The sequence below is a fragment of the Hymenobacter sp. R533113 genome (assembly GCF_056835965.1).
Genome location: NZ_JAKWBD010000015.1, coordinates 80,441 through 102,886 on the forward strand (window position 1 = coordinate 80,441; position 22,446 = coordinate 102,886).

Sequence of the window (22,446 nt, forward strand, 5' to 3'; positions counted from 1 at the left end):
CTAAAAGGCCTACCTTTGCCCTCCCTATTCGTGTTTGACCGCTATGTCGCAGCCCATTCTTACCCTCGACTTTCTAGATACTCCGGCCCCCACTGCTTCTGCTGATCGCCCACACACCCCAAGTGGCGAGGTTCGGGTTAGCGCCGCTACCAGCACCGGGCGGCAGCGCAAGCTTTATATTGAAAGCTATGGCTGTCAGATGAATTTCTCTGACTCCGAAATAGTGTCCTCCATCCTGTTTCAGGAAGGTTTTGATACCACCGAACAGCTGGAAGGCGCTGATTTAGTGCTGCTTAACACCTGCTCTATTCGGGAGAAAGCCGAGCAAACGGTGCGTATGCGGCTTTCCCAGATCAACGGCCACAAAAAGCGCAACCCTGGCCTGTTGGTAGGTGTGCTGGGCTGCATGGCTGAGCGCCTGAAAACCAAGTTCTTAGAAGAAGAAAAGATTGTGGACCTAGTGGTTGGTCCCGACGCTTACCGCGACCTGCCCCGCCTGATTCAGGAAGTAGATGGGGGGCAAAAAGCGGTGAACGTGCTGCTCTCCCGCGAGGAAACCTATGCCGATATCACGCCGGTACGCCTTAATTCCAACGGCGTATCAGCCTTCGTGAGCATCATGCGCGGCTGCGACAATATGTGCTCGTTCTGCGTGGTGCCCTTCACCCGTGGCCGCGAGCGTAGCCGCGACGCGCACAGCATCGTGCAGGAGTGCCGCGACTTGATAGCCGCTGGCTATAAGGAAGTTACCATGCTAGGCCAGAACGTAGACAGCTACAAATGGGCTTCGGAAGATGGCTTGGAGCAGGTGAACTTTGCCCAGCTTCTGGAGCGCGTGGCGTTGCTCAGCCCCGCGCTTCGGGTGCGCTTTTCCACGTCTCACCCCAAAGACATTACCGACGAGGTGCTGCACACCATGGCCCGCCACGACAACATCTGCAACTATATTCACTTGCCCGCCCAGAGCGGTAACTCGCGGGTGCTCAAGCTGATGAACCGTACTTACGACCGCGCTTGGTACGAAGATCGGGTACAGGCCATCCGCCGCATCCTGGGCGACGACTGCGCCATCAGCACCGATATGATTTCGGGCTTCTGCTCCGAAACCGAGGAGGAGCACCAGGATACACTGAACCTGATGGAGCAGGTGCAGTACGACATGGCCTATATGTTCTTCTACTCGGAGCGCCCCGGCACCCTCGCCGCTCGCAAGTTGGAAGACGATGTGCCGCTGGACATAAAGAAGCGCCGCCTGGCGGAGGTAATCGCCGTGCAGCAAAAGCACAATCTCATCCGCAACCAACGCGCCATCGGGCAGGTACACCGGGTGCTGGTCGAGAACTTCTCCAAGCGCTCGGATGAGTTTCTGAGCGGGCGCAATGACCAAAATAAGGTCGTTATTTTCCCGAAAGAAGGGTTTCAGAAAGGTGATTATGTGAATGTATTAGTACATGATTGTACGGCCAGTACGCTGTTTGGCAACGCAGTGTAGCTATTTGCTGATTTTAGTTCGATGACCTCTTGTTCTGTCACACTAGATCATAATCTGCAAATGCTTCTAACTGCTTTAGAAGCTAGATTGGAGATAAGTATAACAAAAGGGCAAGGACATGAAAGTTCGATCGGAACAACCATGTTTTCCTTTTATGATGAAAATACTGCCGTAGGAAAACTAAAGCTTATCGGCTTTACTGACGTTTGGCTTCCAGAAGAATTTGATCTACATATATCTGGCTCAGAAGAGCAATGCCATTTATTTTGTTCAATAGTTGACAAGTGGCCTGGCACTGTTTTACAGCGTAACCAATGGTTCTACTGATAGTACAGAGCAGGTACGTGAGTTATTGACTCGTTATCAATTGATAAGCGGCCCGACTCCAACCAGTCCGCCTCTTAACCCGCAAACGCCTTTTTCAAATGAAAACTGATGATTTAAGCGTCGCAGCCCATTATCCTATCGTTCTTTTTTGGAGCAGCGAGGATGCGGCCTTCCTTGTAGAGGTGCCCGATCTGCCCGGCTGCATGGCCGACGGCGCAACACAAGCCGAAGCTCTGGCAAACGCAACTGTAGTTATTGAAGAATGGCTGGAAACAGCGCGCGAACTCAACCGTCCAATTCCGGCTCCACGTCCTCGTTTGCTGTACGTGTAAAGTAAAGGCCCGCGATTTTCGTCTTCTAACGAAACCCATCTACTGATTTTGACTCCCAGCGAAATACAATCTATCAAACAACGGTTTGGCATCATCGGCAACGCGCCGGCGCTGAACTACGCCATTCAAGTGGCCGCCCAAGTGGCGCCCACCGACATGACCGTGCTTATTTCGGGGGAAAGCGGCTCAGGTAAGGAATCCTTCTCCAAAATTATTCATGCCCTCTCACCCCGCAAGCATGGGCAATTTATTGCCATCAACTGCGGCGCCATTCCTGAAGGCACTATTGACTCCGAGCTATTTGGCCACGAGAAAGGCTCCTTTACGGGGGCCAATGAGGCGCGCAAGGGTTACTTTGAAGTAACGAATGGGGGCACTATGTTTCTGGATGAAATCGGGGAAATGCCACTTGGTACACAAGCTCGCTTGCTGCGCGTACTCGAAAACGGCGAGTTCATTCGGGTAGGGGCCAGCAAAGTGCAGAAGACGGATGTGCGTGTAGTGGCAGCTAGCAACGTGAATCTGCTGGACGCTGTGCGCGAAGGCCGCTTTCGTGAAGACCTCTACTATCGCCTGAATACGGTACCTATCACGGTTCCACCACTGCGTGAACGCGGCGATGATATCTATCTATTATTCAGAAAGTTTGCAACTGACTTTGCCGAGCGCTACCGCGTAAAGCCAATTAGCCTGACTCCTGACGCAGTAGCTGATTTACAGCGCTTTCGGTTTCCAGGCAATATCCGGCAGCTGAAGAATATTGCGGAGCAAATGTCAGTACTGGAAATGGAGCGTGAGTTGGATGCCGCCCGCCTACGGCAGTATTTGCCCGCCGATCAGAGCAGCCGCCTGCCCATGCTGCTTAACGCTGCTAACCCCGACGGCTCGGGTGCCAATAACAATTACTCGGAGCGCGACCTGCTTTACAAAGTGCTGTTTGATATGCGCCGCGATATGACCGACCTGAAGAAACTGGTTCTGGACCTGGCCGCCGGGCAGCGCCCCGCCGAGGCGCAGGAGCTGCTACGGCAGAACAGCCATCTTTTTAACAACCTAAACGTAGCTTCCGCTTATGAAGGCGGCCGCCTCAATCGGCCTGCGGCCACTGATGGCGCCGGTGAGTACTTTATTACCCCGCGCCCCGTTAGTGATCTGAATGACAGCGACGAGGAAATGAGCTACGATGATGAGGCCCAGCGGGTAGAAGATATTCCGCACGAAACGGAGGAAGAAACCTTGTCGCTGGAGGCGAAGGAGAAGGAGATGATTATGAAAGCGCTTAAAAAGCACCACAACAAGCGCAAATACGCCGCTCACGACCTGGGTATTTCGGAGCGCACCTTGTACCGCAAACTCAAGCAATATGATCTGGAGCAGCTCTAATCGACTGACTGGCTGGCTATTGGGGGGCTTTTTTCTATTTCTACTGGCTGGTTGCAGCGTGTATTCGTTCACGGGCACTAACATCGACCCCGAAGTAAAAACCATCTCCATAGCAACGTTTCAGAACAACGCCAGCAATGGTCCATCCTTTCTGGCTCAGCGGTTTACAGAAGATTTCAAGGACTATTTTCAGCGTAATACGACGCTTAAGCTCGTGCCCCGCGATGGCGACCTACAATTTGAAGGTGCCATTACAGCTTACGATTTCGCTCCGGCTGCCATTCAGCGCGAAGGCAACATTGACCAGGCCGGCCAAAACCGGCTGACTATTCAGGTGCAGGTGAAGTTTGTGAATACCAAAGACCCTTTGCAGGACATAGAGCAGACCTTCCAAAGCAGCGACAGCTTCTCGGCCACTACAGATATCACCACTATCAATAACGACCCGCGCGTCCGCGTCATCACCAATAACATCATCACCGACGTTTTTAATAAATCGGTAGCCAACTGGTAATTACTCTAGTATTGGGCTTGCCGGCTACACTACTGCACCTGTTTAGTAAATAAATTGCCGTATTGTTGTCGGCTCGAAAAAGTCTGGTTTCGTCAGGTGCATTTCGTAATTGCAGCCATCTTTAAGCTGAGCATCAGTTTTCAGCCAACTTATAATTAGTACCGTACATCATGACCCGCGCCTCGCTGCTGCATCTTCTGGACAATTTGGGGGGCATTTCGGAGACGGAAGTTCAGGAGTTGGAGCAGTTGGCGGCTACTTTTCCTTACTGTCAGACGGCTCATTTACTGCTGGCAAAAGCTGCACATGATCGGGGCAGCATGCTCGCCGCTCAGCGTCTGCGTCGCGCCGCCACCTACGCGGTAGACCGAGAGCAGCTGCGCGCCCTCATTGAGCTGCCCGCACCGCTGCCGCCCGCCAAAGCGTCGGCACCAGCTGAGGAGGAGCAGCTAGAAGCCGCACCTGTGGCTCTACTTGCAATCACGGCTCAGCCTCCAGTAGATCCAATTGCTGCCGGACCAGAGTCATTACAAGCTGCTGCCACTACCGATAGCCACAAAATTGTCTCACTGGGTAATCAGTCCTTTGACATCGATTATACTACTGAGGAGGCTGATAATAAGAGTTATACATCTGCTGTTACTGAAGTAGAACCAGATGTATCAGAGGCAGAAGAGGCAACGACCGAGGCTCCTTTCTCGGAAGCAGTACTGCTTGACAACACGTCAGAGACGCTGGTGCAAGCAAGTACAGAGGCAAATGCACAATTGGACCCGTTATCTGAAGTTGATGACCAACTGCCGGGGGAGCTTTCTGAGCCTACCGTAGATGCAGACTCAACGGTTGAGGAAGAGTCATCAGAGCAGAGCGTCGAGGTTGAAGCTGATGCAATAACTTTAGCGCACCAAGAATCTGACGTAGTGGAGTCTGTTGAGGAGCCAGTTGTTTCGCCATCGGATATGGAAGGCTCACTCACAGTTAACGAACTAGAAGCAACGCCAGAGCTGGCGGAGGAGGAATTGCCGCTGGCGCCACCGCCCATCCGTCCTCCGGCTGAAGTTGGCTCCTCCCGTTTCGAGTTTGGCTTGGCGCAAACGCTGCCCATTCCAATGTACAATTTATTGGAGGTCGAGAAGACGGCAGCTAAATATCCTGTTGTTATCCCTCCGTTCTGGGCGGATGAAGAAGTTGGCTACGCAACGGGTCTGGGTAGCCGGCTGGGTTTCTGCCTGCAAGCGCACGACGAGTACAGCCTGGATTTGCCCCCCAGCGCCTTTTTCGAGCCTGATGCCTTGCTGCTTCAGCACTTAAAGCAGCACCAGCCGGTTCCGCTGCCTGTACCGACTAGCATTGACTTAATTGATAAGTTTTTGCGCAGTAAGCCTCGCTTTAGAGCACCTTTACCCCTGCCGCCCACTACTGAAGCGCAGGCCGATTTGTCGGTGCGCAGCACGGTATCCGAGCCAGGATTGGCTTCCGAAAGCTTGGCCCGCATCCTGGCTCGGCAGGGCAAAGTTGCTAAGGCTATCGAAATATATGAGCGGCTGATAGTGCGTCAGCCGGAAAAAAAGGCGTATTTTGCCGACCAAATCCAACAATTGCAAACCTTCGAGTAAATGTATATTGCCCTGATTGCCCTGATTATTTTCGTTTGCTTGCTCCTAGCCCTCGTTGTATTGGCTCAAAATCCGAAAGGTGGTGGCCTGTCGAACCAGTTTGGTTCGGGCGGCGCGGCCAACCTGATGGGTGTAAAGCGTACCGGCGACCTGTTGGAGCGCCTGACCTGGGGCTTCGCCCTGGGATTGATGGTTCTGACCTTGGGTACCCACATGATTATTGGCAGCGGCAGCGATGGCCCAGCCCGCAGTATTAACCAGGAGCGTGCCCTGCAAACGCAGCTCCCTGCCACTCCTGCTCCCACTGCTCCTCGTGCTACTGCTCCAGCAGCTTCCGGCACGGCTACTCCTAATGAGCGGGCAGCAACAGTCCCCGATCAACAGCCTGCTCCAGTTCCGGCTCCGTCAGCAGCACCGACAACAGGCGGTCAGTAAAACTTCATTGACCTTGCCTTCAACAGTATTACCGATGGTTTCCAAGCAGGAAGCCATCGGTTTTTTAATGGCATGCCAAACGTGTCAGGTTCTGGCGAACCTGACACGTTTGGCAGCTGAGTCTTAATATACAGCCTAAAAAAGTTCACTTTAATGACCATTATGTCAGGTTTGAGTGGGCTGGCATAAGAAGTGCCGGGAACGGCGCACGGGTTTATTTACTCAACATCTTTCAACCAAAACGTACAATATGTCACTTAGCATGAAACCGCTGGCCGACCGCGTAATTATCGCGCCAGCCGCCGCCGAGGAAAAAACCAAGTCGGGCATCATCATCCCCGATACGGCCAAGGAAAAGCCCCAGCGCGGCGAAGTAGTGGCCATAGGCGAAGGCAAAGTAGCCGATAGTGGTACCCTCATTGCCCCCCAGGTAAAAGTAGGCGACCAAGTACTCTATGGTAAGTACGCCGGCACTGAAATCACCGTCGATGGGGAAGACTACCTCATCATGCGTGAGTCTGATATTTTCGCCGTTCTGTAGGGTTTCCGTTTCTTTTCCTGAATTACCTCTCTATTTAAAATAAGATGGCTAAAAACATCCAATTCGACACCGACGGCCGCGACAAGCTAAAGCGCGGTGTAGATAAGCTGGCTAACGCCGTGAAAGTAACCCTCGGCCCAAAAGGTCGCAACGTGGTTATCGACAAGAAATTCGGCGCCCCCACCATCACCAAGGACGGTGTAACGGTAGCTAAAGAAATTGAGCTGACTGATCCCGTAGAAAACATGGGTGCTCAGCTGGTAAAAGAAGTTGCTTCCAAGACGGCTGACCAGGCTGGCGACGGTACTACGACCGCTACGGTATTGGCTCAGGCCATTTACACGGCTGGCTCGAAGAACGTAGCTGCTGGCGCCAACCCAATGGACCTGAAGCGCGGTATCGACAAGGCGGTACACGCGGTAGTGGCCAACCTGAAGGCGCAGTCGAAGAAGATTGAGAACTCTTCGGAAATTGCCCAAGTAGGTACTATTTCGGCCAACAATGACTCGGAAATCGGTCAGATGATTGCCGATGCCATGGACAAAGTGGGCAAAGAAGGCGTTATCACGGTGGAAGAAGCGCGTGGCACGGAAACCGAAGTAAAAACGGTGGAAGGCATGCAGTTCGACCGCGGCTACCTCTCCCCTTACTTCGTAACCAACCCGGAGAAGATGGAAGTGGAGCTGGAAAACCCCTACGTCCTGATCTACGACAAGAAAGTGAGCACCATGAAAGAGCTGCTGCCCGTATTGGAGCAGGTAGTTCAGTCTGGTAAGCCGTTGGTTATCATCTCCGAAGATGTTGACGGCGAGGCGTTGGCTACGCTGGTAGTTAACAAGCTGCGTGGTTCGTTGAAAATCGCGGCCGTAAAGGCGCCCGGTTTCGGCGACCGTCGTAAGGCAATGCTGGAAGATATTGCCGTACTGACTGGTGGTACCGTGATTTCGGAAGAGCGCGGCTACAAGCTCGACAGCGCTACGATTGAGTACCTCGGTACTGCTGAGAAAATCATCATTGACAAGGACAACACGACCATCGTCAATGGCAAAGGTGAGAAGGCTACTATCACGGCCCGCATTAACGAAATCAAAGCTCAGATTCAGACTACCACGTCCGACTACGACAAGGAGAAGCTGCAGGAGCGTTTGGCTAAATTGTCGGGTGGGGTTGCTATTCTGTACATCGGTGCTTCTACGGAAGTGGAGATGAAAGAGAAGAAAGACCGCGTTGACGATGCCTTGCATGCAACTCGCGCTGCTGTTGAAGAAGGTGTAGTACCTGGTGGTGGCGTTGCTCTGGTGCGCGCTATTGAGTCGCTGGCTGCTGTTAATACACTGAATGGTGACGAGCGTACGGGTGTAAACATCATCCGCACTGCCCTGGAAGCTCCACTGCGCTGCATCGTAGGCAACGCCGGTGGCGAAGGCTCGGTGGTAGTACAGAAGGTGCGCGAAGGCTCAGGCGACTACGGCTACAACGCCCGCGAAGACCGCTATGAGAACCTGATGGCCGCTGGTATCCTCGACCCAACCAAAGTAACCCGTTTGGCCCTGGAGAATGCCGCTTCTATTGCCGGCCTGCTCCTGACCACTGAGTGCGTTATCTCGGATGAGCCGGAAGATGAGAAAGCATCTGCTGGCGGTGCCGGTGGTATGGGCGGTATGGGTGGCATGGGCGGCATGATGTAAAATCAGCCGCGCAGCTAGCTTAGCTGTTCGTTTATAAGTAGAAAAGCCCCCCAGACTTTGTCTGGGGGCTTTTTATGTATTGCCCGTACGTTTTTAGATATATGTGCTTTGGGAAACTTCAGATAGCTTAGTAAACATTTGTTGGCTTAGCGTAGAATTACGTCCATTTACTAAAAGAACCCCAATGAGGATCCACCAATATAAGCCACTACTTCAAATCATCATATAATATGTGTTCCATATCTTTTATGTTCAATTTTAATTCTTTAATTTTCATCTCATAATCATCCTTATTAGTAGGTCCAATTATATAATCCTTGGCCCTCTTTTCGCCATATATTACTTTTTCTACTATATGATATTCTGTCAAATTTCTATTTTCTATAAAATCTGGATGTGTTTTTACTAAAATATATTTTTTATTCCAATAAACTTCAAAAACTGTTGGATCTATAAGCCCCTCACTCGACTCCTTATTACCAAAGCCAATATCCATAGTGCGTTTTAAATCAATAGATCTAATGAAGTAAGATTCACCAATTTGCTTTTGGTAATAAGAGTCACAAGATGATATTGTAAAAATCGAAAAAATTAGTATGAAATATTTCATTTTTTTGTTGGCGATTTCCATATAGGGGTTCTCTTAGTAAACAGACATAATTCTACGCTAAGCCCATAAAATGTATACACGGCACATTGCTCCCAAAACGTACGTATAAAGCATAAAAAAGCCCCCAGATAAATGTCTGGAGGGCTTTTTTATATAATAACAGCTAGTTCCCGCGACCGTGCATCATGTGGAACAGCTTCTTGGCAATGGCAATCAGAATCAAGCCAGCCAGAATAACGAAGCCGGCAATGAGGCCGAATACTTTCAAAGCACCAAGCTCTTCTACGTAAGCAGCAATATAGCCACCCGCAATCTGCGCAACAAAAGGAGCCAGGAACCACACGCCCATAAGCGCTGAGGTGTAGCTGATCGGAGCCAGTCGCGTCACCATAGAAAGACCGATAGGCGACAAGCACAGCTCACCGATAGTGTGGAAAAAGTAGGTAGCGAGCAACCACAGGATACTGGCTTTCACCGTTGTATCAGTTACGTCGCCGCCGCGCTCCATTACGGCGCCTACCATAAACAGGAAGCCAAAACCCAGCAGCACCATACCTAAGCCCATTTTTACGGGGATGCTCAGGTCTTTGCCCTTGCGGCCCAGGCTCAGCCAGATGCTGGCCACAATAGGCGCCAAGGCCACGATAAACAGCGGGTTTACGGACTGGAACCAGGAGGTTGGAATCAGGTAGCCGAATACCTCACGGTCGATGTAGCTGTCGGTGTACAAGGTGAGGGAGCTGCCGGCCTGCTCGAAGCCGGCCCAGAAGAACACGACAAACAGCGTGATAATGAAAATCACCGCCATGCGGTCGGTTTCTTCTTTCGACAGGGTTTCTTTCGGCGCATTCACGTCCTTCACCACCTTCACCGGAGCCAGACCAATTGGGCCAAGCAAGCGGGGGGCAAATAAGTTGAAGATAATCTGCCCCAGCACCATGCCCAGACCAGCGGCCAGGAAGCCATAGCGGAAACCATAATTACTTACCTGCTCCACACCGTTCACAACCGTCTTGGTAGCAAACAGATCTTCCGCGAAATAGCCGCACACCAGCGGCGCGAGGAAGGCACCGATGTTGATGCCCATGTAAAAGATGGTGAAGGCCGAGTCGCGGCGCGGGTCGCCCTGCTCATAGAGCTGACCAACGAGCGTGGAAATGTTGGGTTTAAAGAAGCCGTTGCCAATAATGAGCAGCAGCAGGCCCAGGCAGGTAGTCAGCGGCAGGCCAAATGCCACGGCCGGACTACCGGGAGTGGTTGAGAACAAGGAAAATTGCCCTAACGCCATGAGCGTGCCGCCGATAAGAATAGCGCGGCGCTGCCCGATGAAACGGTCGGCAATCCAGCCCCCGATAATGGGAGTAAAGTACACGAAGCCAGTGAAGTACCCGTAAATTAGAGTAGCGGTGGCAGCCGGCACTTCCAGACCACCGGCCAGGATGGTTTTCGTCAGGTACAATGTGAGCAGGCCCCGCATACCGTAGTAGCTAAACCGCTCCCACATCTCAGTGAAGAAGAGCAGATACAGGGCTTTGGGGTGTCCTTGCTGCGCGGCAACCGGTGGCTGACTGGGCACGACGGAGGCTGATTGCATGTAAAAGAAGATAAAGATGGAGGTGGGAGAGAAACCAACCTGAAACAGCGGTCGGGGGTTGGTAAAGCTACAAAAGTTTCGCAACTGCCAACTTTTGCCCCCCAGGCGGGTATTAGCTTCATAAAAGGACAGTGAATATTTGCTGTTGCTTTGCCGAACCCCAGCATAGCCGTGTCTGGCTCGGTTTTTTGACTACTTTTGTTTAAGAATTCCCATCTCCCACCCACCCCATTTATTGTTTATCGGCTTATGATGGACACCGCCACCCACGCTCTTCATCGCCTTCAGCCTCTGGGCTTTACCCAGGCGGCGCAGGCTCATTTGAATCTTACCCCCGCCGCCTTGGTGGAAGAAGCCCTTCGCCGCGGCGAAGGCACCCTCACCGACAACGGCGCACTCATGGCCGATACCGGCAAGTTCACTGGCCGCTCGCCCAAAGACCGCTTCGTAGTAAAGGATGCCAACACCCAGGATAGCGTGTGGTGGGGCGACATCAACATTCCCTTCGACGCTGACAAGTTTGATCAGCTACAGGAGAAGATGGTAAAATACCTGGCCGATAAGGAAATTTATGTGCGCGAAGCCTTTGCTGGGGCCAACCCCGATTATCGTCTGAAGCTGCGTGTAGTAAACGAGCTTGCCTGGCATAATCTCTTCTGCTACAACATGTTCCTGCGCCCCGCCGAGGGCGAAGACACCACCTGGACGCCCGACTTCAGCATCATCTGCGCCCCCGGCTTTGAGGCCGATCCGGCGGTGGATGGCACCCGTCAGCCCAACTTTGCCATTCTGAACTTCACCAAGAAAATGATCCTCATCGGCGGCACCGGCTACGCGGGCGAGATGAAGAAAGGCATTTTCGGGGTGCTGAATTACCTGTTGCCGCACGAGCAGAACACGTTGCCTATGCACTGCTCCGCCAACGTAGGCAAGGATGGCGACGCCGCCATTTTCTTTGGTCTCTCGGGCACTGGCAAAACCACCCTCTCCGCCGACCCCAACCGTGGCCTCATCGGTGACGACGAGCACGGCTGGACCCCCGACGCGGGCATTTTCAACTTTGAAGGCGGCTGCTACGCCAAGGTTATCGATCTGAGCCGCGAAAAGGAGCCCCAGATCTGGGACGCTATCCGGTTCGGCTCCATTGTCGAGAATACGCGCTTCGTGCCCGGCACGCACACCGTGGACTACGCCAATAAGTCGGTGACGGAGAACACGCGCACGGCTTATCCTATCAACTTCATCGACAACGCCATTGAGCCGTCGGTGGCCGATGCGCCCAAGAACATTTTCTTTCTGACGGCGGATGCGTTCGGGGTTTTGCCCCCCATCAGCAAGCTCGACAAGAGCCACGCCATGTACCACTTCATGTCGGGCTACACGGCCAAGGTAGCGGGCACGGAGATGGGCATTACCGAGCCCCAGACCACGTTCTCGGCCTGTTTTGGCGCCGTATTCCTGCCCCTTCACCCCACGAAGTACGCGGAGATGCTGGGCCAGAAAATGGACGAGAATCCTGACGTGAATGTGTGGCTGATCAACACCGGCTGGACCGGCGGCAGCTACGGCGTAGGCTCGCGCATGAAGCTGAGCTACACGCGCGCCATGATTACGGCCGCGCTCAACGGCGACCTGAACGACGTGGAGTTTACGAAGCACCCCCTCTTCGGGGTAGAGGTGCCGGCCTCCGTTGCTAATGTGCCAGCTGAGATTCTGGACCCACGCAACACCTGGACCGATAAGGAAGCGTACGATAAGACGGCCGCCTCTTTGGCCGAGAAATTTGTGAGCAACTTTAAGAAGTACGCCGATTTCGCCAATGAGGAAATTCTGGCGGGTGCCCCCAAAGTAGCCGTGGAAGCCGGCGTATAACGCCGCGTCATTTGGTTTGAAAAAAGCCCCCAGCCTGTTGGCTGGGGGGCTTTTTTGTCTTGTTCCCTTCAAACCTGCTAGTTTTACTCTTTGCTTCACCCTTCCCTTCTTAACCTTATGCGTAAGCGCCTTCTACCGCTGCTCCTGCTTCTCCTCACCCCTTTCAGCCTGTGGGCCTGGGGTGCCGATGGGCACCGGGCCGTGGGCAAAATTGCTGAACAGCACCTCTCCCGCAGTGCCAAGCGCGAAATTCAAAAACTGCTAAACACGGAAACACTGACGATGGTCAGCACTTGGCCCGACGAAGTGCGCTACTACCCCGAGTTCAAGGAAACGGCGCCCTGGCACTACGTAAACACACCGAGCGGCCTCAACCAAGACCAGTACATACTGCAGCTCAAGGCCCAAACCGTGCCGAACGCTTACAGTGCCATGCTCGCGCAGTTGGCCATTCTGAAGGATGAGAGCAAGCCGCAGGCGGAACGCGTGGCGGCGCTCAAGTACGTGGTGCATCTGGTGGGCGATGTGCATCAGCCGCTGCACGCGGGCCACGCCGAGGATAAAGGTGGCAACGACATTAAACTGAAGTATCGGGGTAAGGACACCAATCTGCATAGCCTCTGGGATAGTGGCCTGCTTGATTATCAGGGTCTTACCTACACCGAAATGGCTACCGCCTACAACGCCCAACTGCGAGGCAGCGAAATTCGGAAAATGCAGGCTGCCCCGCCTGAGCAGTGGCTGTGGGAATCGTATCAAGCTAGTAACCAGATCTATCAGGACACGCCCAACAACGCCGACGTCGATTACCGCTACTACCCCGCCCACGCCGATTTGATGCGGCAACGTATCACCGAAGCTGGTGTTCGGCTGGCCGGAATGCTTAACAAAGCGTTCCGTTAAGCGACTGGCTTACGGAATGCCGCTTGATTTCGGGAAGAAAAAACCCCTGCTGGCCGTGGCCGGCAGGGGTTTGCTGCGTTGAAGCGTTCAGCAGCTATTTCTTCGGTTTCCTGGGCTTTGGCGGGGCCGGGGGCAGCGCGGGCATAGCGGCCGTCATGGCGGCCAGCAGGGCGTTGAGGTCAATAGCCTGACGCGGAGGGGGCGGGTTGGCCGCGAGCTGACGGGTATATTCGGCCAGAAAATCATCTTCCCCCGCCACGATTCCCCGCAGATTGGCCAGGTCGTAGTTGAAGGATGGGAGGTCAAACTCTTCGGGGTCGAATTTGCCCAGTCCGGCATACTCGCTGGGCAGGCGCTTGCGCTTGCCGGCAGCTTTGTCGGCCAGCAGGTCCGTCAGCATCTCGTAGCCGGGGAAGCCGCCGATGTCCTCGGGTGGGGCGGCGCGGCGGCCGGCCAGGCAGCGCACAGCGGGCGTCGGGTGGCCGGGAGCCAGCGGCACCACCTTTTCCACTACTATATCGTGCTCCCAATAGTCGCCAAAGTCGTAAACGTAGGTCACCTTCTGCTTGGGCGCGGTCAGAATCTCGTCCAGCGTCACCTGGCGGGGGTCCTGCTGCCACTCAGGCATATCGTCCTCCTGGCCGGGGGCCACGGGTGGCGAGCCCGTCAGAAACTCGTTGATGCTGCCCCGCCCCTGCCGAAACTCAAATAAGTGGCTGTTCTGCCAGTCAAACAGAATTTGCAGCACGTAGTGCAGCTCCCAGAAAGTCAGCGTGTCGGGCACCTCTACGCGCCGCCAGATAGGCGGCTTGATGTAGCGCAGGGTAATTTTGAGTTCCAGCAGATTAGCCATAGCAGGGCGGTTGGAAGTGAAAGCCTAAACTAACGCAGCGCCAAGCGGCGCTTCGCCTGGCATTAAAGTACGCAAGCGCGCCCAAATTATCAGCTAAATTAACCTTCGCTCGCGCAATCAGCGGATCGGCAAAGTATCTTGCCGGCCCCAAACTTCGCCCACCAATGCTCACCTGTTTCGCCCCCGACCTGTCCGCCAACCAAACCACGTACACGCTCTCCGAGGACGAGAGCAAGCACGCCGTGCGCGTCCTGCGCTTGGCTCCCGGCGGCGCCGTGACGCTGGTGGATGGCGTGGGGGGCATTTTTCAGGCCGAAATAGCCGACGCCAACCCCAAGCGCTGCCTCCTGCGCGTGACCAGTGAGCAGCGGATGCCGCCCCGCGCCTATACCGTACACGTAGCCGTAGCGCCCACCAAAAACCTCGACCGAATGGAGTGGCTGGCGGAAAAAGCCACCGAAATAGGCATTGACCGGCTCACCTTCCTGCGTTGCGCCCGCTCCGAACGGCGCGAGCTGAAACTGGACCGTCTGGAGAAAATCGCCATCAGCGCCCTGAAACAGTCGGGGCAGGCGTGGCTGCCGCAGCTGGATGAGCTGACCGACTTTGCCGCTTTTGTGGGAGAGGTAGCGCCGGAAACCACCTTTATTGCCCACCTGGCCGAAGGCGAGCGAACGGCGCTGGCGCAAGTAGTGGCGCGGGGGGCAAATTGCTGCGTCCTCATTGGCCCAGAAGGCGACTTCACGCCGGCCGAAATTCAAGCTGCTTTAGCGCGGGGCATCCAGCCCGTAACCCTCGGCGAATCGCGGCTGCGGACAGAAACGGCCGCGTTGGCGGCGGTGTTTATCGCAAATTTTTGTCGCTAATATTTTGCGGCTGCCCTCCTACTGGCCCCTCCTACTGGCGCGAGCTTGTAGCTCGTGACCAGCTATGCTGGGAGGCTGCGCCTCCCCCGTCAGAACGAACCAAGTAAAACGAATTGACAAGTGGCGCAGTCACAGATTGCCGCTCACGCGGCAGTGGAGGTACAACCTCCACGTCAGAGCTAGGCACGAGCTACAAGCTCGCGCCAGTTGGGGGCATTGAATAAACACACTGTTAGCTGCTGTTAAAAATCCGTCAACTGATATTGTCTTTTAAATATGGATAGTGGTATGTCAGAAAATCAGTAGTCTTGTCAATGGTTATAAAGAATAAGTCAATTGGTACAGTATGAAAAAGAAATTTATAGCTTCTATGGTGATTATCTAAACTACTCGTTTGATTTTCAATCAGAAATGTAATTTTATCATCCTTTACGTAAAAGTTGAACAAGTATCCGTCTATTGTCTCGTCAATCGTAAACGAATGTTGGCTCCAAATTCCATTGTTAACTTGACGTAAGTACAAAAAGTCAGGATGAAACTCTTCTTCAAATTGATTTGCCTTTAAAATTGTTTCAAAAATCTCTCTGTCACCCAATCCTTCAAACTCTTTTGGGAAAAGCAAATGTTTTGTATCTGTAATACGGTTTCTTATATCAGTCAAGCTGCAAAGCCAAGTCGGCAAATAACATATTTCGTCTGGTAGTCCAATTAGGTTATTGGCAATTATTAAATGACAGATTGCCATTTTGCTGTCTTGTGAATAGTTATATCTATCAGGACAAGTCCGATAGTGAACAGCAAAATTTTCCGGGTCTCCGAAGGTTTGTGGTGAGTCCAAATTAATAGCAGTTAACACATGTATTCCCATAATTCAGATCGGTGTAGTTGCGGCAAGTGCATCAAATCAGATTACCGTATCTGCATTATAGCGGTTTCGTGAACAGTTTACCCCATTATTGGGGGCATTGGGTGTGGTAGCCGCAGTGGTCAAACCAGTTGCGTGCCTCCTGACTCGTAATCCAGTTGATGGCTTCCTGCAGGGCCTGCTCCAGCGCCTGCCGGGTGCGGGCCTGGGCGGCTCGCAGCGCAGTTTTGAGCTTGCTCCAGGCCTGCTCAACGGGGCTGAAGTCCGGCGAGTAGGGCGGCAGAAAGACCATCTCCACGCCCCGCTCGGCCAGCCATTCGCCTACGCCCGGCAGTTTGTGCACTGAGAGATTATCGAGCACCAGCACATCGCCCCGCCGCAACGTGGGGGCCAGGCACTCGCTCACGTACCAGGCAAAACTACCGTAATTGAGGCCGCCTTCCAGCACTTGCACCGCCCCTAAGCCCTGCACCGACAGCGCCCCGATCAGCGTCAGCGAGCGGCCACGCGTCAACGGCACGGGCTGGCCTACGCGCTGCCCGCCAGGGGCCCGGGCGTAGCGGCGGCAGTAGTCCAGGCGCAGGCTCGTCTCGTCCAGAAAGTGGAACCGGGCCACATCGGGGCGGGTGCACACGGTTTCTACGTGCGCGGCCCGCGCCGCTAAGACCCGCTCACTGTCGCGTTCGGTGGCGGGGTTGTTTTTTGCGCCGTAGCCCGTGCTCGTCCAGCACGGTCCAAATGCTGGTCTGGCCCACTCGGCGACCAAACTCGGCCTGCCAGGCGGCGTTTAACCCGGCCAGCGTCGCATCCGCGTGGTGCCCCACGTAGGCCACGAGCCAGGCCTGCTCGGCCGGCGAAATCGTCCGGGCTGGACCGCCGCTAGCGGGCTTGGCAGCCAACGAGCCGGTTTGGCGCTGCTGGTGACGCAACTTCTTGATGAAGGAGACGCTCACCCCGAAGCGGTCAGCGACCTGTTGCTGACGGGAGCCACCCTGCTCACAGGCGGCGGCGACGCGGGTGCGTAAATCAAGCGAATAAGGTTTCATAGCTTACCCTACGGAAAAAGTCATAAAAGGATAAACGGTTCGCGTAACCGCTATAGGCATCTTTAATAGTGAAATCAGTATTAGTCGGCATAAATATACCGGTTTTAGCCAAAGCGGATGACGTGGACGGCTGCGTATACATCGAACTTTCCCGCTTAGCCGTTACTTTGTAGGGTAAAGCGGCCACCATCCGCCGCACCTCCTATGCTCAAAAACGCCCTTTTAGCTTTCCTCCTGCTTCTCACTACAGCGGCTGCACCTGTGGCTCCCAGCTTCCGCATTGCCAAGCTACACTATGGCGGCGGTGGCGACTGGTACTCCAACAAAACGAGTCTGCCCAACCTGATTCAGTTCTGCAATCAGACATTAAAGACCAACATCGCGCCCGACGAGGCCACCGTGGAGCTAGACAACCCGGAGCTGTTTACCTACCCGTTCGTCCACATGACGGGGCACGGCAACGTCGTTTTTACCGATGCGGAAGCTAAAAACCTGCGGCGCTACCTCACGGGCGGGGGCTTCCTGCACATTGATGATAACTACGGCCTCGACAAGTTCATCCGCCCCGAGATGAAGAAGGTATTCCCCGAGCTGGAGTTTGTAGAGTTGCCTTTTTCCCACCCCATCTACCACCAAAAGTTCGATTTTCCTAAGGGCTTGCCGAAAGTGCACGAGCACGAAGGCAAGCGCCCACAAGGCTTCGGCCTGCTCTATAAGGGCCGGTTGGTGTGCTTCTATAGCTTTGAAAGCGACTTAGGCAACGGCTGGGAAGACGCAGGCACCTACGACGATCCACCGGCCACCCACGAAGCAGCTCTGCGTATGGGCGCTAACCTGGTAGCCTACGCGCTAACTCAGGACTAAAACAGATTGTCATACTGCATTCTGCATGTGAAGTAGAAACGCAGCATCTCGCGTGTAGTTGTTGCCAAAGTAACTGTCATACTGACGACAGGAAGCATCTCGCGTGCAGTCGTTGAGTTACTACGGCAACATCAGCACGCGAGATGCTTCCTTCCGTCAGTATGACGTTCTGTTTAACAGTGCTCAAAACGCTACGTTGGAAAGGCATCGCTGAATCGAAATTTTGGCTTTCAGCGACGTCTTTTCAGCTTTTTTGCCCCCCAGCGACTGCTAGGGGCAGCAGTAGCTACTCGTATTTCGGCTTAAGAATCTCGCTGAGCACGAAGGCCGCGCGCAAATCAGCGGGGCTACGCAACATAGCCTGCACGCGGCGCCGGGCCTCCTGACGGGCCTCGTCGGGGCTGTGCGCGGCTTGACGGGTCCAGTAATCTTGCCGGGCCGGCAAAGCAGTCGTGCGGGGTAAGCTAGCGGCCAGGCGCGGCTGGCGTGTGGGCGCCTCCAGGGAGCGAGCGGACGGCATGGTTTCTAAGGAGCGGGACTCCACCTCCGTGCGCTCCAGACTACGCGGCACGGGTGCCTGCTCGCGGGGCAACGAACGACCAGCGGGCGTCGTGGGTCGGCTGGCGGCAGTGGACTGCGTTTGATTACCCGCTTTGTTCTGCGACTTCATCTGCTCCAGCAGCTCCTGAAACGAGGTAGTAGGCAAGCCGGGAGCCTTCGGCAGCACCGGCCGCTCCCGCGATTCGCGGGCTGCCATTTCGCGGGCTTTTTGCACCATACGCCACACAAAAACGCCTAAGCCCAGCAAGATGATGAGTAAGGTTTGAATCTTTTCCATGGGAGAAGGGCGCGTAAATTGGTGGGAAAGCTGGTCTTATTTCTCTCTGTTAAACGTAAGGAAAGCGCTTGTTAGCGCACGCCTTTCTCCGGGAATCTACCGGTTTTTGTCCGATAAAAAGCTTGAATCTGCTCTAAGTCGGCCTCATAATTCCCAGTGGGATAAACAGGCCCGCCTACGCCGGATTCTTTATTTTTATAGTCCAGAAACCCCAGCAGAATCGGCACGTTAGCCCCCTCTGCCGCGAAATAAAATCCTTTACGCCATTTGGGCTGATACTGACGCGTGCCTTCCGGCGTGATGAGAATCACCAGCTCATTGCGCTCCTGGAATAGCTTTATCATGCCATCCACGAGGCTGTTGTTGCGGCTGCGGTCAACGGGCAGCGCGCCCAGAGAGCGCATCAGCCAGCCCACAAAGGGATTATCTACCCACTCCTTCTTGACGGTGAAGCGCACGGGCACATTCATCAGAAAAAAAGAGCCGCGGGCATATAGCAGATCCCAGTTACTGGTGTGCGGGGCCGCAATCATCATGGCCTTGGTAATACCCGGCGGCACCCGCGAAACCAGCTTCCAGCCGTTTATCCAAAACCAGAATTTGGAGAAGTAATACCAGAAAAATGGCGTAGTAGAGACTCTTGGCATAGGGATTTTTTGGTGAGCTAACGAAAAAAGCCCCCCAGGGTTAAAACTAGACAATTTTTGAGCGATGTTGCTACCTATTGCAGCGCGCGCAGTTGCGGCGCCAGACTCAGCGTGTAGCGGTAGCCAATACCGTAGAGCTCGGTGGCGCGGCGGTAGCTGAGCGTGCGGAAGTGGCGCAGCTCGGGCGGCTCAATAAGCAAGTCGCAACGCAGGCGGCGGGCGGGTGTATTAGCATTGATGCCCAGCAGCAAAGTCCGCTCCACCAGGCTCCGAAACGTGGTGATGCGCGCCGCCGGATTCACCGGGTTGCAATGCACCCCCACCACGATAACGTCCTGATCCAGCAGCGGCTCCACGGGCAGGTTATTCAGTAAGCCACCGTCTACCAGCTGCCGTCCCTGATACGCTACCGGCCGGTAGAGCAACGGCACCGCCGACGACCCCAGCAAGGCCGGCAGCAGTGGCCCCTCCGAAAAGTACACCGACACGCCTTCCACCAAATCAGTAGCCACCAGCGTGAGTGGGCGCTGCAAATCGGCGAAAGTAAAATTGGCTCCCAGATGTTCTTCCAACAGTTGTTTTACCGCATCCAGATTCAGCAGCCCATGCCGACTAAAAGCCGGGCGCAGCAAACGGGTAATCGGCATGGCCGTGAACAGGCGTAATATTTCGGTCGGCTTGAAGCCAGCCGCATAAAAGGCCCCCACGATAGCTCCGGAGCTAACTCCGACCAAGCGGCCAATCGGAATTTCCAGCTCATCTAGCGCCGCCAGCACACCCAGATGCGCAATCCCGCGCGCCCCACCTCCCGACAACGCCACCCCGATTTCCCGCATCTGGCTGGTATAGCAGCGAGTTAAAGATCTTCCACGCGCAGCGTTTCCGCCAGGCGCACACCTCTATCGGCGGCCTGCACGGTGCAGGCCGCACTAGTGGGGTCGTGTTGGAGCAGAAGCACCCAATTTTCGGCAGCGGCACGGTTTAATACGGCTTCCTTTTCGCTCAGCGTTACTAGCGGCCGCATATCATAGCCCATCACATAAGGCAGCGGAATATGGCCCGCTGAAGGCAGCAAATCGGCCATAAACGCCAGCGTACGACCTTTATACTCCAGCACCGGCACCATCATTTTCTCCGTGTGGCCGTCGGCAAAGATGATTTCCCGAAACTGCGGCAGCGCCGAAGCCGCATCTGGCCCGAGAAATTGCAGGTGCCCGCTTTCCTGAATCGGCAGAATATTTTCCTTAAGAAAGCTGGCTTTTTCCCGGGCATTGGGCGTCACGGCCCAGTTCCAGTGCGCTTCGTTGGACCAATACGTGGCATTGGGGAAAGCCACTTCCAATTTGCCCCCGGCGTGCGCACCACCGAGCCACCGCAGTGGTCGAAGTGCAAATGGGTTAGAAATACGTCGGTAATGTCAGCGGCCGTGAAGCCCCGCTGGCGCAGCGAGTTCTCCAGCGTATCGTCGCCATGCGGGTAAAAATGCGAGCTAAACTTCTCGTCCTGCTTGTTGCCCATGCCATTGTCGATGAGGATAAGGCGGTTGCCATCCTCAATCAGCAGGCTGCGCATGGCCCAGGTGCACATGTTGTTGGCGTCGGGCGGATTCAGCTTTTGCCACATGCTTTTGGGCACAACGCCAAACATAGCGCCGCCGTCAAGCTTAAACAGGCCAGTATCAATTGAGTAAACCTTCATTTAACAATTATCAATTAACATTTAACAGCTGTTTTGGCGGCGTTAAATAGCAGTTAGGAAATTTGCCCCCCAGGATGGAGCATGTGTCAAATGTTAATTGATACCTGTTAAATGTCAATTGTTTTCCACGACTCCCATAGCCGAAAACTTATCAATGCGCTGGTTGATGCGCTCTTCCGTCGGCATGGCGCTAAGCTCGTCGAGGCTTTTAATAAGCGTCTTCTTTAGCGTATCAATCATTTTGGGCACATTGGTGTGGGCACCACCCAGCGGCTCTTTCACAATGCCATCCACCAGCTTAGCCTGCATCATATCGGTGGCCGTGAGTTTGAGCGCTTCAGCAGCCTGCTCTTTATAATCCCAGCTGCGCCACAGAATACTGGAGCACGACTCGGGGGAAATAACGGAGTACCAGGTGTTTTCCAGCATCAGCACCCGGTCGCCGATGGCAATACCGAGTGCCCCGCCCGAGGCCCCTTCACCGATGATGACGCAGATAACGGGCACCTTCAACAGAAACATTTCCTTCAGGTTGCGGGCAATTGCTTCGCCCTGCCCCCGCTCCTCGGCCTCAAGACCCGGAAACGCGCCGGGAGTATCGATGAGCGTGACGATAGGCTTGTTAAACTTCTCAGCCAGCTTCATCAGGCGCAGCGCCTTGCGGTAGCCCTCAGGGTTCGGCATACCAAAGTTGCGAAACTGCCGCTGCTTGGTGTTGCGACCCTTCTGCTGGCCAATAAACATCACCGAGCGGCCATCCAGGTCGGCAAAACCACCCACCATTGCCTTATCGTCGGCTACGGTACGGTCGCCGTGCAGTTCGATAAACTTGCTGGCCATGCCGTCAATGTAGTCGAGGGTATACGGGCGGTCGGGGTGACGGGAGAGCTGCACGCGCTGCCAGCGGGTGAGATTGGCGTAGGTTTCTTTTTTGAGGGCCTTAATTTTGGCCTCCAGCGCCGCAACGGCCTCCGATACATCTACCTGGCTGTCGAGCGCCAGTTGTTGCATTTCGCGTAGTTTGCCTTCGAGGGCGGCTATTGGTTGTTCGAAATCGAGGAGCATTGCCGGATGAAATAGGCGTCAGATAACGAAAAAAGGGATTGAGGCCAGACAAAGCTGCCTCAATTCAGAGTTGGCAAAGGTAAGCGAAACCGCTCCACCCGCGATATCAGCAACTCTGAATTGGGTTTAGAAAAAACAATGTCGCTGAAAAACAGCCACAACCGTGCAGAATGGCTTTTTTTCTGTAAAAAAATGCCCCCCATGTTGTGCAGTCTCAAACCTCCTCCTACCTTTGCAGCACTTTAAAGGAAAAACAAACGGTTCACCCACGAAGTAAATGGTTCGGTAGTTCAGTTGGTTAGAATGCCGCCCTGTCACGGCGGAGGTCGCGGGTTCGAGTCCCGTCCGGACCGCAGTAATGCTAGAAAAACCCCCTATAAGTCCTTACTTATAGGGG

General features: G+C 54.4%; 25 protein-coding genes and 1 tRNA gene. 14 read left to right on the forward strand and 12 right to left on the reverse strand.

Translation table 11 applies throughout. The features are described 5' to 3' along the window. The first annotated feature begins 43 nt into the window (after window positions 1–43). The 9 genes from miaB to groL all read left to right on the forward strand — a co-directional run bounded on the left by miaB (window position 44) and on the right by groL (window position 8,328). Complete coding sequence (gene miaB, locus MKZ35_RS21655) at window positions 44–1,492, forward strand: tRNA (N6-isopentenyl adenosine(37)-C2)-methylthiotransferase MiaB (protein ID WP_482515293.1); 1,449 nt, start codon at window positions 44–46, stop codon at window positions 1,490–1,492. 21 nt (window positions 1,493–1,513) lie between these two features. Then, on the forward strand, window positions 1,514–1,819 hold the full coding sequence (locus MKZ35_RS21660; protein ID WP_482515294.1) for a hypothetical protein: 306 nt from the start codon (window positions 1,514–1,516) through the stop codon (window positions 1,817–1,819). Between the two features lie 98 nt (window positions 1,820–1,917). Next, entirely contained in the window at window positions 1,918–2,151 is a 234-nt protein-coding gene (locus MKZ35_RS21665) for a type II toxin-antitoxin system HicB family antitoxin (protein ID WP_482515295.1), read from the forward strand. A gap of 45 nt (window positions 2,152–2,196) precedes the next feature. Then, window positions 2,197–3,534, forward strand: coding sequence for a sigma-54 interaction domain-containing protein (locus MKZ35_RS21670; protein ID WP_482515323.1), 1,338 nt, complete (start codon window positions 2,197–2,199; stop codon window positions 3,532–3,534). Then, window positions 3,515–4,048: an LptE family protein gene (locus MKZ35_RS21675; protein ID WP_482515296.1), complete on the forward strand. Its 534-nt coding sequence runs from the start codon at window positions 3,515–3,517 to the stop codon at window positions 4,046–4,048. The genes MKZ35_RS21670 and MKZ35_RS21675 overlap by 20 nt, the downstream gene beginning before the upstream one ends. Window positions 4,049–4,218: 170 nt before the next feature. Then, complete coding sequence (locus MKZ35_RS21680) at window positions 4,219–5,664, forward strand: hypothetical protein (RefSeq protein WP_482515297.1); 1,446 nt, start codon at window positions 4,219–4,221, stop codon at window positions 5,662–5,664. Further along, complete coding sequence (secG, locus tag MKZ35_RS21685) at window positions 5,665–6,099, forward strand: preprotein translocase subunit SecG (RefSeq protein WP_482515298.1); 435 nt, start codon at window positions 5,665–5,667, stop codon at window positions 6,097–6,099. It begins immediately after the preceding gene. A 250-nt stretch (window positions 6,100–6,349) separates the two neighbouring features. After that, window positions 6,350–6,640 (forward strand): co-chaperone GroES, encoded by a 291-nt coding sequence (gene groES, locus MKZ35_RS21690; RefSeq protein WP_166072468.1) that lies wholly within the window; start codon window positions 6,350–6,352, stop codon window positions 6,638–6,640. Between the two features lie 44 nt (window positions 6,641–6,684). Further along, window positions 6,685–8,328 carry a chaperonin GroEL gene (groL, locus tag MKZ35_RS21695; protein WP_482515299.1) on the forward strand — a complete coding sequence of 548 codons (1,644 nt, stop codon included), beginning with the start codon at window positions 6,685–6,687 and terminating at the stop codon, window positions 8,326–8,328. Window positions 8,329–8,536: 208 nt separating this feature from the next. Here groL and MKZ35_RS21700 read toward each other — a convergent pair whose 3' ends face one another. Further along, window positions 8,537–8,959, reverse strand: coding sequence for a hypothetical protein (locus tag MKZ35_RS21700; RefSeq protein WP_482515300.1), 423 nt, complete (start codon window positions 8,957–8,959; stop codon window positions 8,537–8,539). 142 nt (window positions 8,960–9,101) lie between these two features. Continuing rightward, entirely contained in the window at window positions 9,102–10,532 is a 1,431-nt protein-coding gene (locus tag MKZ35_RS21705) for a peptide MFS transporter (RefSeq protein ID WP_482515301.1), read from the reverse strand. A gap of 249 nt (window positions 10,533–10,781) precedes the next feature. On the opposite strand from MKZ35_RS21705, the gene pckA reads away from it, so the two are divergent. Both pckA and MKZ35_RS21715 read left to right on the forward strand, forming a co-directional pair. Beyond that, window positions 10,782–12,404 carry a phosphoenolpyruvate carboxykinase (ATP) gene (gene pckA, locus MKZ35_RS21710; RefSeq protein WP_482515302.1) on the forward strand — a complete coding sequence of 541 codons (1,623 nt, stop codon included), beginning with the start codon at window positions 10,782–10,784 and terminating at the stop codon, window positions 12,402–12,404. Window positions 12,405–12,521: 117 nt separating this feature from the next. Beyond that, window positions 12,522–13,307, forward strand: coding sequence for a S1/P1 nuclease (locus tag MKZ35_RS21715; RefSeq protein ID WP_482515303.1), 786 nt, complete (start codon window positions 12,522–12,524; stop codon window positions 13,305–13,307). A gap of 94 nt (window positions 13,308–13,401) precedes the next feature. Here MKZ35_RS21715 and MKZ35_RS21720 read toward each other — a convergent pair whose 3' ends face one another. Continuing rightward, window positions 13,402–14,160 carry a plasmid pRiA4b ORF-3 family protein gene (locus tag MKZ35_RS21720; protein ID WP_482515304.1) on the reverse strand — a complete coding sequence of 253 codons (759 nt, stop codon included), beginning with the start codon at window positions 14,158–14,160 and terminating at the stop codon, window positions 13,402–13,404. A gap of 164 nt (window positions 14,161–14,324) precedes the next feature. Between MKZ35_RS21720 and MKZ35_RS21725 the strand changes: the two genes are divergently transcribed. Continuing rightward, window positions 14,325–15,026, forward strand: a complete 702-nt coding sequence (locus tag MKZ35_RS21725) for a 16S rRNA (uracil(1498)-N(3))-methyltransferase (protein ID WP_482515305.1) — start codon at window positions 14,325–14,327, stop codon at window positions 15,024–15,026. A gap of 253 nt (window positions 15,027–15,279) precedes the next feature. On the opposite strand, the gene MKZ35_RS21730 is transcribed toward MKZ35_RS21725, so the two are convergent. The 3 genes from MKZ35_RS21730 to MKZ35_RS21740 form a co-directional block, all read right to left on the reverse strand. Then, window positions 15,280–15,864, reverse strand: a complete 585-nt coding sequence (locus MKZ35_RS21730; RefSeq protein ID WP_482515306.1) for a hypothetical protein — start codon at window positions 15,862–15,864, stop codon at window positions 15,280–15,282. Window positions 15,865–15,979: 115 nt separating this feature from the next. Next, complete coding sequence (locus MKZ35_RS21735) at window positions 15,980–16,657, reverse strand: IS630 family transposase (RefSeq protein ID WP_482515307.1); 678 nt, start codon at window positions 16,655–16,657, stop codon at window positions 15,980–15,982. Further along, window positions 16,563–16,937: a transposase gene (locus MKZ35_RS21740; RefSeq protein ID WP_482515308.1), complete on the reverse strand. Its 375-nt coding sequence runs from the start codon at window positions 16,935–16,937 to the stop codon at window positions 16,563–16,565. The genes MKZ35_RS21735 and MKZ35_RS21740 overlap by 95 nt, the downstream gene beginning before the upstream one ends. 204 nt (window positions 16,938–17,141) lie before the next feature. On the opposite strand from MKZ35_RS21740, the gene MKZ35_RS21745 reads away from it, so the two are divergent. After that, a complete protein-coding gene (locus MKZ35_RS21745; RefSeq protein ID WP_482515309.1) occupies window positions 17,142–17,801 on the forward strand; it encodes a DUF4159 domain-containing protein in 660 nt (219 codons plus the stop codon). Between the two features lie 286 nt (window positions 17,802–18,087). Here MKZ35_RS21745 and MKZ35_RS21750 read toward each other — a convergent pair whose 3' ends face one another. The 6 genes from MKZ35_RS21750 to MKZ35_RS21775 form a co-directional block, all read right to left on the reverse strand. Continuing rightward, on the reverse strand, window positions 18,088–18,639 hold the full coding sequence (locus MKZ35_RS21750; RefSeq protein ID WP_482515310.1) for a hypothetical protein: 552 nt from the start codon (window positions 18,637–18,639) through the stop codon (window positions 18,088–18,090). Window positions 18,640–18,710: 71 nt separating this feature from the next. Beyond that, complete coding sequence (locus MKZ35_RS21755; RefSeq protein WP_482515311.1) at window positions 18,711–19,286, reverse strand: 1-acyl-sn-glycerol-3-phosphate acyltransferase; 576 nt, start codon at window positions 19,284–19,286, stop codon at window positions 18,711–18,713. Window positions 19,287–19,360: 74 nt separating this feature from the next. Next, on the reverse strand, window positions 19,361–20,122 hold the full coding sequence (locus MKZ35_RS21760) for a patatin-like phospholipase family protein (protein ID WP_482515312.1): 762 nt from the start codon (window positions 20,120–20,122) through the stop codon (window positions 19,361–19,363). Window positions 20,123–20,142: 20 nt separating this feature from the next. Then, on the reverse strand, window positions 20,143–20,628 hold the full coding sequence (locus MKZ35_RS21765; protein ID WP_482515313.1) for an MBL fold metallo-hydrolase: 486 nt from the start codon (window positions 20,626–20,628) through the stop codon (window positions 20,143–20,145). Next, on the reverse strand, window positions 20,565–20,984 hold the full coding sequence (locus MKZ35_RS21770; protein WP_482515314.1) for an MBL fold metallo-hydrolase: 420 nt from the start codon (window positions 20,982–20,984) through the stop codon (window positions 20,565–20,567). Before MKZ35_RS21770 ends, MKZ35_RS21765 begins: the two co-directional genes overlap by 64 nt. Before the next feature lie 114 nt (window positions 20,985–21,098). Continuing rightward, complete coding sequence (locus MKZ35_RS21775) at window positions 21,099–22,049, reverse strand: acetyl-CoA carboxylase carboxyltransferase subunit alpha (RefSeq protein ID WP_482515315.1); 951 nt, start codon at window positions 22,047–22,049, stop codon at window positions 21,099–21,101. A gap of 279 nt (window positions 22,050–22,328) precedes the next feature. Between MKZ35_RS21775 and MKZ35_RS21780 the strand changes: the two genes are divergently transcribed. Next, a tRNA-Asp gene (locus MKZ35_RS21780) sits at window positions 22,329–22,402 on the forward strand. The last annotated feature ends 44 nt before the right edge of the window (window positions 22,403–22,446 follow it).

What these genes read in the sequence shown, in the direction of transcription:
- miaB (WP_482515293.1), top strand. Translation starts at nt 44, where the DNA reads ATGTCGCAGCCCATTCTTACCCTCGACTTTCTAGATACTCCGGCCCCC.
- MKZ35_RS21660 (WP_482515294.1), top strand. Translation starts at nt 1,514, where the DNA reads ATGACCTCTTGTTCTGTCACACTAGATCATAATCTGCAAATGCTTCTA.
- MKZ35_RS21665 (WP_482515295.1), top strand. Translation starts at nt 1,918, where the DNA reads ATGAAAACTGATGATTTAAGCGTCGCAGCCCATTATCCTATCGTTCTT.
- MKZ35_RS21675 (WP_482515296.1), top strand. Translation starts at nt 3,515, where the DNA reads ATGATCTGGAGCAGCTCTAATCGACTGACTGGCTGGCTATTGGGGGGC.
- MKZ35_RS21680 (WP_482515297.1), top strand. Translation starts at nt 4,219, where the DNA reads ATGACCCGCGCCTCGCTGCTGCATCTTCTGGACAATTTGGGGGGCATT.
- secG (WP_482515298.1), top strand. Translation starts at nt 5,665, where the DNA reads ATGTATATTGCCCTGATTGCCCTGATTATTTTCGTTTGCTTGCTCCTA.
- groES (WP_166072468.1), top strand. Translation starts at nt 6,350, where the DNA reads ATGTCACTTAGCATGAAACCGCTGGCCGACCGCGTAATTATCGCGCCA.
- groL (WP_482515299.1), top strand. Translation starts at nt 6,685, where the DNA reads ATGGCTAAAAACATCCAATTCGACACCGACGGCCGCGACAAGCTAAAG.
- MKZ35_RS21700 (WP_482515300.1), bottom strand. Translation starts at nt 8,959, where the DNA reads ATGGAAATCGCCAACAAAAAAATGAAATATTTCATACTAATTTTTTCG.
- MKZ35_RS21705 (WP_482515301.1), bottom strand. Translation starts at nt 10,532, where the DNA reads ATGCAATCAGCCTCCGTCGTGCCCAGTCAGCCACCGGTTGCCGCGCAG.
- pckA (WP_482515302.1), top strand. Translation starts at nt 10,782, where the DNA reads ATGATGGACACCGCCACCCACGCTCTTCATCGCCTTCAGCCTCTGGGC.
- MKZ35_RS21715 (WP_482515303.1), top strand. Translation starts at nt 12,522, where the DNA reads ATGCGTAAGCGCCTTCTACCGCTGCTCCTGCTTCTCCTCACCCCTTTC.
- MKZ35_RS21720 (WP_482515304.1), bottom strand. Translation starts at nt 14,160, where the DNA reads ATGGCTAATCTGCTGGAACTCAAAATTACCCTGCGCTACATCAAGCCG.
- MKZ35_RS21725 (WP_482515305.1), top strand. Translation starts at nt 14,325, where the DNA reads ATGCTCACCTGTTTCGCCCCCGACCTGTCCGCCAACCAAACCACGTAC.
- MKZ35_RS21740 (WP_482515308.1), bottom strand. Translation starts at nt 16,937, where the DNA reads ATGAAACCTTATTCGCTTGATTTACGCACCCGCGTCGCCGCCGCCTGT.
- MKZ35_RS21745 (WP_482515309.1), top strand. Translation starts at nt 17,142, where the DNA reads ATGCTCAAAAACGCCCTTTTAGCTTTCCTCCTGCTTCTCACTACAGCG.
- MKZ35_RS21750 (WP_482515310.1), bottom strand. Translation starts at nt 18,639, where the DNA reads ATGGAAAAGATTCAAACCTTACTCATCATCTTGCTGGGCTTAGGCGTT.
- MKZ35_RS21755 (WP_482515311.1), bottom strand. Translation starts at nt 19,286, where the DNA reads ATGCCAAGAGTCTCTACTACGCCATTTTTCTGGTATTACTTCTCCAAA.
- MKZ35_RS21760 (WP_482515312.1), bottom strand. Translation starts at nt 20,122, where the DNA reads ATGCGGGAAATCGGGGTGGCGTTGTCGGGAGGTGGGGCGCGCGGGATT.
- MKZ35_RS21770 (WP_482515314.1), bottom strand. Translation starts at nt 20,984, where the DNA reads ATGAAGGTTTACTCAATTGATACTGGCCTGTTTAAGCTTGACGGCGGC.
- MKZ35_RS21775 (WP_482515315.1), bottom strand. Translation starts at nt 22,049, where the DNA reads ATGCTCCTCGATTTCGAACAACCAATAGCCGCCCTCGAAGGCAAACTA.